11 protein-coding genes and 2 pseudogenes are annotated in these 8,726 nt (G+C 37.1%); 9 read left to right on the top strand and 4 right to left on the bottom strand.

Annotated features, from left to right (window positions below; genetic code table 11):
* Window positions 1-55: 55 nt before the first annotated feature.
* Window positions 56-310 (top strand): annotated as a pseudogene (locus FC07_RS15630) (IS30 family transposase); the annotation flags it as partial.
* Between the two features lie 413 nt (window positions 311-723).
* Here FC07_RS15630 and FC07_RS08415 read toward each other — a convergent pair.
* Complete coding sequence (locus FC07_RS08415) at window positions 724-1,329, bottom strand: superoxide dismutase (RefSeq protein WP_057904672.1); 606 nt, start codon at window positions 1,327-1,329, stop codon at window positions 724-726.
* A gap of 664 nt (window positions 1,330-1,993) precedes the next feature.
* On the opposite strand from FC07_RS08415, the gene FC07_RS08405 reads away from it, so the two are divergent.
* The 3 genes and pseudogenes from FC07_RS08405 to FC07_RS08395 form a co-directional block, all read left to right on the top strand.
* Entirely contained in the window at window positions 1,994-2,479 is a 486-nt protein-coding gene (locus FC07_RS08405; protein WP_057904670.1) for a hypothetical protein, read from the top strand.
* Window positions 2,480-2,599: 120 nt separating this feature from the next.
* Window positions 2,600-3,001 (top strand): transcriptional regulator Spx, encoded by a 402-nt coding sequence (spx, locus tag FC07_RS08400; RefSeq protein WP_057904669.1) that lies wholly within the window; start codon window positions 2,600-2,602, stop codon window positions 2,999-3,001.
* A 118-nt stretch (window positions 3,002-3,119) separates the two neighbouring features.
* Window positions 3,120-3,455: pseudogene (locus FC07_RS08395) on the top strand (IS30 family transposase); the annotation flags it as partial.
* 211 nt (window positions 3,456-3,666) lie between these two features.
* Here the strand turns inward: FC07_RS08395 and FC07_RS08390 are convergent.
* From FC07_RS08390 to FC07_RS08380, 3 genes are read right to left on the bottom strand one after another with little or no spacing between them, the layout of a single operon-like run.
* Window positions 3,667-4,527 carry an ABC transporter permease gene (locus tag FC07_RS08390; RefSeq protein ID WP_039099074.1) on the bottom strand — a complete coding sequence of 287 codons (861 nt, stop codon included), beginning with the start codon at window positions 4,525-4,527 and terminating at the stop codon, window positions 3,667-3,669.
* Window position 4,528: 1 nt separating this feature from the next.
* Window positions 4,529-5,392, bottom strand: coding sequence for an ABC transporter ATP-binding protein (locus FC07_RS08385; protein WP_057904667.1), 864 nt, complete (start codon window positions 5,390-5,392; stop codon window positions 4,529-4,531).
* 48 nt (window positions 5,393-5,440) lie between these two features.
* Window positions 5,441-6,025: a recombinase family protein gene (locus tag FC07_RS08380; RefSeq protein ID WP_057904666.1), complete on the bottom strand. Its 585-nt coding sequence runs from the start codon at window positions 6,023-6,025 to the stop codon at window positions 5,441-5,443.
* Between the two features lie 198 nt (window positions 6,026-6,223).
* Here FC07_RS08380 and amaP point away from each other — a divergent pair, with 198 nt between their 5' ends.
* From amaP to FC07_RS08355, 5 genes are all read left to right on the top strand, one after another.
* Window positions 6,224-6,784 carry an alkaline shock response membrane anchor protein AmaP gene (gene amaP, locus FC07_RS08375; RefSeq protein WP_041095702.1) on the top strand — a complete coding sequence of 187 codons (561 nt, stop codon included), beginning with the start codon at window positions 6,224-6,226 and terminating at the stop codon, window positions 6,782-6,784.
* An 11-nt stretch (window positions 6,785-6,795) separates the two neighbouring features.
* Complete coding sequence (locus FC07_RS08370) at window positions 6,796-6,981, top strand: DUF2273 domain-containing protein (RefSeq protein WP_057799507.1); 186 nt, start codon at window positions 6,796-6,798, stop codon at window positions 6,979-6,981.
* A gap of 27 nt (window positions 6,982-7,008) precedes the next feature.
* On the top strand, window positions 7,009-7,551 hold the full coding sequence (locus FC07_RS08365; RefSeq protein ID WP_057904665.1) for an Asp23/Gls24 family envelope stress response protein: 543 nt from the start codon (window positions 7,009-7,011) through the stop codon (window positions 7,549-7,551).
* Between the two features lie 14 nt (window positions 7,552-7,565).
* Window positions 7,566-7,817: a GlsB/YeaQ/YmgE family stress response membrane protein gene (locus tag FC07_RS08360; RefSeq protein WP_003680323.1), complete on the top strand. Its 252-nt coding sequence runs from the start codon at window positions 7,566-7,568 to the stop codon at window positions 7,815-7,817.
* Window positions 7,818-8,155: 338 nt separating this feature from the next.
* On the top strand, window positions 8,156-8,623 hold the full coding sequence (locus FC07_RS08355; protein ID WP_057749570.1) for a Dps family protein: 468 nt from the start codon (window positions 8,156-8,158) through the stop codon (window positions 8,621-8,623).
* Window positions 8,624-8,726: the final 103 nt, after the last annotated feature.

Below are 8,726 nucleotides of genomic sequence, written 5' to 3'. Positions count from 1 at the left end.
GTAAACGCGGTTCTGAATGTCTCTTAAAACCTGTCTCAAATATTGACTTCAATCCAAGTTTGCCGATTATCGATCCATAGAACAAGACTATCAGATTAAAGTTTATTTTTGTCACCCGTATTCACCATGGGAACGGGGATCCAATGAATATTTCAATCGACGGTTACGTTGGTTTTTCCCGAAAAAGACTAACTTTGACCAGATAACGACTGATGAAATCCTAGCAGCACTTGAGCTTATTAATCAACGACCATTAAAAATCCATCATCAACAGACTGCCATTGAAAGTTTCCGGGCTTGTTCGGATTAAACTTGTAATTTGCCTCTATATTTCTTGTTCTGTTTATCCCTATATCTTATTGGACAGATAAATTTGAAAACAAATAATAGCTATATAATATTGCTGACAGCAATTGATCTATTCTTAGATTTTTTGTGATGAACAGCTAAATTTATTTTGAAGGCGAATTGCCAAATTAAGTGCAACGCCTGCTGATAAAATACTTCATAAGGCGTTTTCCAGCTTAATCATTTATGGTATTCTCTTCCTACAAGAGATTCGCAATCTGGCATTAAAAAGAGACGGAGCAACTATTTAAAACTTAGTCACTCTGCCCTTTATTATTGTTTTGTGAGGTTCCCCAGAGTCCTAATTGCTTTCTATAAATAAAATGTTGAGACTAGTTCTGAGTCTTAGATTTTACCATTGCAGTTAATGGTTTATCAATCAGACATTCGTTTACTGACCTCGTCCCAATTAACAATGTGCCAAAAAGCATCGACATATTCTGGACGACGATTTTGATATTTAATATAATAAGCATGTTCCCAAACATCTAATCCCAATAAGGGAAGTTGCTGATTTGCTTGCGGAGAGTTTTGATTTTTAGTGGTCACAATATTAAGTAAATCATCGTTGCCCTTAACTAACCAAGTCCATCCTGATCCAAATATAGAAAGCGCCGCGTCAGTAAATGCTTGTTTAAATTGATCATAAGAACCAAAAGCTTCGTTAATTGACGCAAGTAATACTTCTGAAGGTTGAGAATCAAAGTTTGGCGTAAGCATCTTCCAAAAAATAGAATGGTTATAATGTCCCCCACCATTGTTACGGACGATGGTTTGAACGTCTTCAGGTAAATCACTTAAATTCTGTAACAGCTGTTCAATTGGCATGCTTGCTAATTGCTCGTTGTCCTTTAATCCTGCGTTCAATTTATTGATATAAGTTTGATGATGTTTATCGTGGTGTATCTTCATTGTTTCTTTATCAATATAAGGTTCTAAAGCATCATAAGCATAGGGAAGTTCTGGCAATGTATATGTCATAAGGTTCTCCTTTCTTTGGTACCGCTTTCTTAATTAAGAATATCATATATAAGCGTAACGGGCTACTAAGAAGCATTCGTCCTGGTTGTCAGCATATAGTTTCCTAATATGATCCCATATAGCTAGTAATTTTAAATTTCTGATATACTGGAACTTATCAGAAAAGAAGTTAAGGGTGTATTGATATAAAGCGCCCCCCTTGAGTTGGAATAAATCCAAACTCAAGGGGAACGCTTTATAGATTTTTACAGTCACTATTTTATCTTTAGCCCCGTTAAATATCTTTTGCTGACTTTAAGGTACATCTGCTGGTTCAAATAGGCTTGGGCAGTTGGATAGTCTACTCTAATAAAAATCTGTAAACCTAGTTACATCATGAAATGTACAATGGTCATTATGGAATTGGTCTATTTTCTTTTGGAACTGCATGTATCAATGCTATTAGTCCAGGACTAAGTATTTTAGTATTAGCTTGTTTTCTTAAAAAGAATTTTAATTACAACGGAGAATATACGATAAAAAATAAACTATAAAGTATCTTTTTCCATATTTTTTTATAGAATTTTTTGAAACAAAAACGTTTGTTCGATATAATGAAAGCGGATACTTTTAAAGAGCTAGTTTCATTGTTGTGTTAGCGAATATTTATAACGGGGGGATAAGTATGGTAATTAACAGGCAATATCAAATTCAGGCTTTAATACCAGGTAGCAGCATTGACTTGAAACTAATTGTTGAGGATTTAGGTAGTCAAGATACAAGGGTTGCGTGCTCAATTATTTTTAATGGCCGGGAATATCATATTTTTAAAGCCAAGACCTGTACTGTTCCACATGAATTTGATCCAATTACGGGTAGACCTGGTAATTATTTGCAACAGCTTTTCCCAGATCATGATACTGTTGGCATTTTGGAATTAACCCTGGATAACTGGGACACCGAATATGAGTATTTTCCAGATGTTGATATTGAAAAAGTAATCAGTACGTCAGTTGGTCAACTTGCCGATCAATTTTTGGCTGAGAATCCTCGATACTTTGATGAATTTGAATGTGAAATGGCTATGAGATTTAAAGAAGAAATGCTGAAGGAACATGAATTTGACTTGTCACTGCTTAGCCGTAGCATAGGGATATGCGCTGAAGACTAACCATTTTTGTGCCGTAGGCACCTTGCGTATAGTACCCATAGATTATGCATATAATATACGTCATTGAATAGGGATAAGGAAACACGTCTTTAAGAACTTAAAGACAAGGGGGCGTTTTTAATGACCGTTCAACTTTATACAGCACCGAGTAATGCTTCAAGCCGTAAAGCGCGGGAGTGGCTTATCAATCACAATATTCCCTTTAAGGAACGCAACATCATTGCTCGACCATTAACACCAGACGAGGTTAAGCGTTTACTACGTCTGACCGAGAATGGTTTTGAGGATATTATTTCCACACGCGCAAAAGTTTTCAAACAACTTCATTTAAATTTAGATGATATTTCAACAAGTCAATTGATTCAATTAGTTTCTAAGCATCTCGATTTATTAAAACGGCCGATTATGTTTGATGACAAACGGTTGCAAGTGGGTTACAACAATGAAGAAATTCGTCGCTTTTTGCCACGTTCAACCCGTAAGTTAGAAATGATGAAAGTTTGGCAACAATTAGCGATTTAAACCAACGTCGGCGCAGGTCGGCGTTTTTTAACGTAATCTATTTAGATATATTTCTAAATATAAGGACGAGTTTCCATTTGTTTAGATATGGGTGTCTCAGATTTTGTGATCATAACTTGAAGCCCTAACTATGTTTCTAACAACTTTTAAGGGACCGGTACACACCTTTACTGTCGATCGTGGAACTGAGTTTAGCAATCTAGTGTCATTTGAACCACAATACGGTATTCATACCTATTACTGCCATGCTTACACGCCCGCTGAACGCGGCAGTAATGAACGATTCAATCGGAACTTACGTTATTTTTACCCTAAGGGGACTTGTTTTGAGCACATTAGTGCTCAAGATTTAACAACGACGTTACTCGAAATTAACCAGCGCCCCCTTAAAGTACTTAACTGGCAAACACCTTACCAAGTGATGCTGACTAATTTGTCAAAAAATTCGGATTAAATTTGCAATCTACCTTATCCAAAATCAATTTTATCCAGCATAGTTTATTGGCTAGGCAAATATCGCAATGCGACTGCGTGTTGACGCAATCAAGGTAGATTCCAATTTAATCAGATTTTTATAGGCATTATTGAGCCCTCGTAATTCACTTGAAATGCTTAATTAAATAATCACAAAGCATTGGTCTACTTGTTTCATCATATTTGCTATCTCAATCAACCGTTCTCACATTTTCCTTGCTTCGAATTAAGTCAACAATTAGTAAAACTGCTATTCCTAATAAAAAAACTATGGTAAGGAGCACAGTCGTTTGCATTCCAGTTAATAAATGATGCCACTCTAACTTAATCCCCATCGTTTTTTCAAAATGGCTTTGCTGACCATGAAAAGCGGTTTTTAATTTATCTGCCATAAGTATTTGTCGATAAATGGCTGCTACATATGCACCCGGAGTTAATTTGATAAGTAACTGCGCAAAGTTAGGAAGAATACCAATTGGAATATAGGTACCCACTAAAAAGCCAGAGGCCGTGCCAACAATTGTTCCTATAGCGTTCAAGGAATCAAAGCGACTAATAAACTGGATAAACAGCATATTAATTACAACTGCTAGTAAAGAGCTAAAAAGAGCAACGCAAATTACAGCTGGTAGCGACTCCCATGGCATGGTCAAGTTATCTGTGATTGAAAAGTATCCTATCATCAGTGCGAACATAACTATTTGCATAATAAAGCCAATCAAAGCGGCACTTAACATATAGCTCATGGTGATTTCAAAATGAGAAAGGTCTGTTAAATAAAAATCTTTAATAACCTTGCGTTCTTTATCTTTTACTAATTGTCCAAGTGAGGTAAGGGTGGTTGTGATGGCAGTCACTGATAAAGTCCCTCCAATCAACCAAAAATCAAGTAATTGGTGAGAACTAGGGACAGTTTTCCAGCTACTTATCATTGACTTTTTTAGAAAGACAATATATAAGAGAAATGAAATCATTGCTCCCAATAATGAAAAGAATACTCCGGGGCGATTGCGGAAATACAACAGTAGATTTCTCCTTGTTAAAGTAATCATATCAACGCATCTTCCTTCCGGTTAATGACAAAAAAGCATCATCCATCGTCCCCTCTTGATAAGTGAACGTTTTAATGAAACTACGAAACTTTAATAATAATGAGAGTGCTTCGTCAGAATTAGCCTTTAAACAAATGGTTTTATGATTAATCTGCGTATGAATTATTTTACTTGGTATCAATGCCATTAATTGATCAGCTTGTTCAGAAACAATCACGAGTTTACTGCTAGAGTTTTGTGTTTTAATTTCATCAGCGGATCCGCTGGTAATTATTTTGCCATAATCAATAATATAAACCTCATCTGCATTATCTGCTTCTTCAAGATAGTGTGTCGTCAAAATAATGGTTAAATTATTTTGACTTTGCAATGAATGCAACAATTTCCAAATTGCCGAGCGGGTTTGGATATCCAAACCCGTAGTTGGCTCATCCAAAAAAATAATATCAGGTTGATTAAGTAGAGCTCTTGCTATATCAACTCGTCGCCGTTGCCCACCAGAAAGTCGGCCGTATTTTTGATTAATAAATTCAGTTAACCCGATTTTCTGAATCAAAGCATCAATATGATTAGATTTGGCTTCTTTATAAAGTTTATTTCGAATACTCAAATTTTCCATAACTGTCAAATCATTATCTAAAATACTCTGTTGAAATACCATGCTAATCTTTATGTCTGGTTTCATCTTGATCATTCCACTGGTTGGATTTAAGATCTTTGTGAGCATCGATATAGCGGTTGTTTTACCAGCGCCATTGGGTCCTAGTAGAGCAGTTAAGCTTCCTTCTTTGATTGCTAAATCAATATGGTCAACCACCACTTTTGATTGATAAGTTTTAGTAAGTCCCTTTGTTTGAATGATCATTATGTCGCCCTCTCTAAACTAGTATAACGTAATTATCGCATGTAAATCTCATCTTTTTATATTGCACTTCTTGCGATATCTGATAAAAGTGGTTCGCTTAATACCGGTATTACGGGCGACGTCTACATCACTCATGCCCGTCTGATAAAGCTTAAAAGCATGTAGTAAGCGGGGATCATCTTCGGTATATTGGGGTTTGCGCCCATGATATTTCCCCTGCTGTTTGGCCAGGAAAATCCCCTGTTGTTGACGCTCAATAATCCGCTTCCGTTCACTTTCGGCCTGATACTTATACAGTTCAATGATTAAGTTAGTCATTAGTTGACGCAAGTTAGGATCCGCAATCCCCGTCATGGACGGCAAATTCAACACATCTAGGGTGGCACCTTTGTTCTGAATGGTGTTCATAATCTTAGTTAAGTCCTGGTTGTTTCGGCCCAAGCGGTCTAATTCAGTAACCAGGACAATATCGCCTTCACGGATATAGGCCAGCATTTTTTGCAGTTCAGGTCGCTTGGTGTTAGCCCCACTTAACTTATCTGTAAATAGTTTATCAACGCCTTTTAAAGCCGCTAACTGTCGATCTAAATGTTGCTCCTTGGAACTCACACGCGCATAACCAATTTTAGCCATTTTTAGCCCTCCTTTTGGACAGTCCTAATGAACACTTTTAATGCCTAGTATAGCACAGAAACAAAAAAGGCCACTAGGGTATACCCTAGTGGCCAGATTGGTTTAGTCAAATAAAAATTTTAATTGGTTTCTTATAAGTGCATATAATTTCATCATCACTACCTGTCCTGCTATAATGATGGTAAAGGTGGTGATGATTTGCGATTTATATTTAAGGCTTTAATAGTAGTTGTTATTATCCTTGCATTTCCTTTGTCCATAGTTCTTGTCTTTAAAAATTGGTCAACGGCCATTGGCACTAGCACACCCATGCAATTAAAGTTTGATTGGTTGGATCAGTACGAACCGATATACCTTTTTTGGAGTGGGATAATTCTGGCGGCGGTGTTAATTGTTTTATTGATTATCACACTTTTTTGGCCACGGTCACAGTCATTATATCTTCATCAAAAGTCTGATGGTCAAGTTACCATCAGTAAGAAAGCTATTGAGCATTTTGCTCTTTCAGCACTTCAACATGAACCCTTTATTGGTAACCCCAAGGTATCAGCTAAGTTATCACGAAAAAGGATCACACTTAAAATATCGGGTGATCTACTAAATTCAGTCAATGCCAAGAAACAGACTGCAAATTTTCTCAATCAATTAAAAAAAGATTTGCGTATTTGTCTTGGAATTTCTGAACAGAAAAAAATAAAAATCCGACTCGTTGATTTCAATGAGTCGGACGCTAATGTGCATCAATCTCGAGTTGTCTAGGAGGTGATAACGTGACCGAACTCATTAAAGCCTATTTTTGGCCACTAATTGGTGGAATTATAGGATTGCTCTTAGCGGTCCTTATCATCACTTTTGGATTTTTCAAGACGCTTTTTGTTTTGATTTTTATGGTAATCGGGATTACCGCGGGTTATTATATTCAAAAAACTGGTATCTTAACAAATGTTTTTAAATAACTGTTTGAATTATAAGGAGGAAAAATTATGCAGAACGGAACGCCAAGTGAAAAAACAACAACTAACGAAAAGTCTGGTATTAAAGGCAATTTAACATTTGATGATAAGGTTATTCAAAAAATAATTGGTATTGCACTTTCTGAAGTAGATGGCTTATTAACCGTAGATGGCGGCTTTTTCGCAAATGTTGCTGAAAAACTAGTTAATACTTCCGATGTCACATCAGGAATTGATGTAGAGGTTGGAAAAAAGCAGGTTGCAGTGGATCTCGACATTGTTGCTGAATACGGCATTGATATTTCTAAACTGTATGACAAGATCAAAAATGTTATCGTTCGGGAAGTAAAGAATATGACCGACTTAGAAGTAATTGAGGTAAATGTGAATGTTGTTGATGTCAAGACAAAGGAGCAACATGAAAAAGATTCGACTTCTCTGCAAGATCGCGTGAGCGATGCTACAGACAAAACGAAGGAAGCCGTCAGTAAGGGCGCAAAGAAATCGAAGGAAACATTAAGTGACAGCGTTGATAAAGTAACGTCTGACAATAAATCTAGTCGTGTTAACTAAGGGGGTGAGTAAATATGGGACTTATTTGGTCATTAATCGTCGGGGCAATCATTGGTGCCATTGCTGGCGCAATCACTAACCGTGGTGCTGCTATGGGCTGGATTGCAAACATCGTAGCTGGTTTGATTGGTGCATGGATTGGCCAAGGGCTCCTTGGCACTTGGGGCCCTTCGTTAGCTGGCATGGCATTGATACCATCGATCATCGGGGCAATTATTTTAGTTCTGATTGTTTCATTAGTTGTTGGTCGAACCAGTAAAAAGTAAGGGAGAATTTTATGGACGTCTTGAAAAGTGTATTTAAGTTTATGATCGCTTCTACGCTCATTGTAGGTGGTGTCCTCATCGGTGGCACCGTCTTGGCTGCTAAGAAGGTAGATGGCATTGGTGATACGTTGCAACAAAAATTACATGGATAATTAGCCAAATTATCTATATTAGTCATCTTAGAACGTAAATAATTTTACAATCTACCATATAACGTCTCCATCTTTTCAAAACGACTTAATTCTACGGGCTATAAATAACTTAATTTGCCAGTGTATAACGTTTCAGATTAAGCTACCACTATGTTATAATAACCATATCTAAAGGAGATCAATCTAATGAAATATACGAAAACCAAAGCAGTATTAAATCAACTCGTTGCCGATTTGAGCCAGATGTCAATGATTATCCATCAGACGCATTGGTACATGCGTGGACCCAACTTTTTGAAGTTGCACCCCTTGATGGATGAGTTCATGGAAGAAATTGACAGCCAACTCGATGTCATTTCTGAACGGCTGATTGCGCTTGATGGCAGTCCTTACTCGACCTTAAAAGAAATGGCCGAAAACACTAAGATTCAAGACTGGCCTGGTGAATGGAACAAAACAACCCCAGAACGCCTCGCACACTTAGTTGATGGCTATCGTTACTTGGAAGACCTTTACCAACACGGCATTGAAGTATCCGATGTTGAAAAAGACTTCAGTACCCAAGATATTTTCATTGGTCTCAAAACCGCAATTGAGAAGAAAATCTGGATGATTCAGGCAGAGCTTGGGTCGGCGCCGGAAATTGATGAATAAAATAATATTAAAAAATCGGTAGGCTTATGGTAGATTGTAAAATTAATCCGAACGCCCATTTGGATATTGGACAGCCCTAGTTCACAAAAGGTTTCGATTTTAA

Source organism: Loigolactobacillus bifermentans DSM 20003 (assembly GCF_001434575.1).
Taxonomy (GTDB): domain Bacteria; phylum Bacillota; class Bacilli; order Lactobacillales; family Lactobacillaceae; genus Loigolactobacillus; species Loigolactobacillus bifermentans.
Note: the sequence above shows the minus strand (reverse complement) of the source record. Positions and strands in the feature narration are given on the sequence as shown.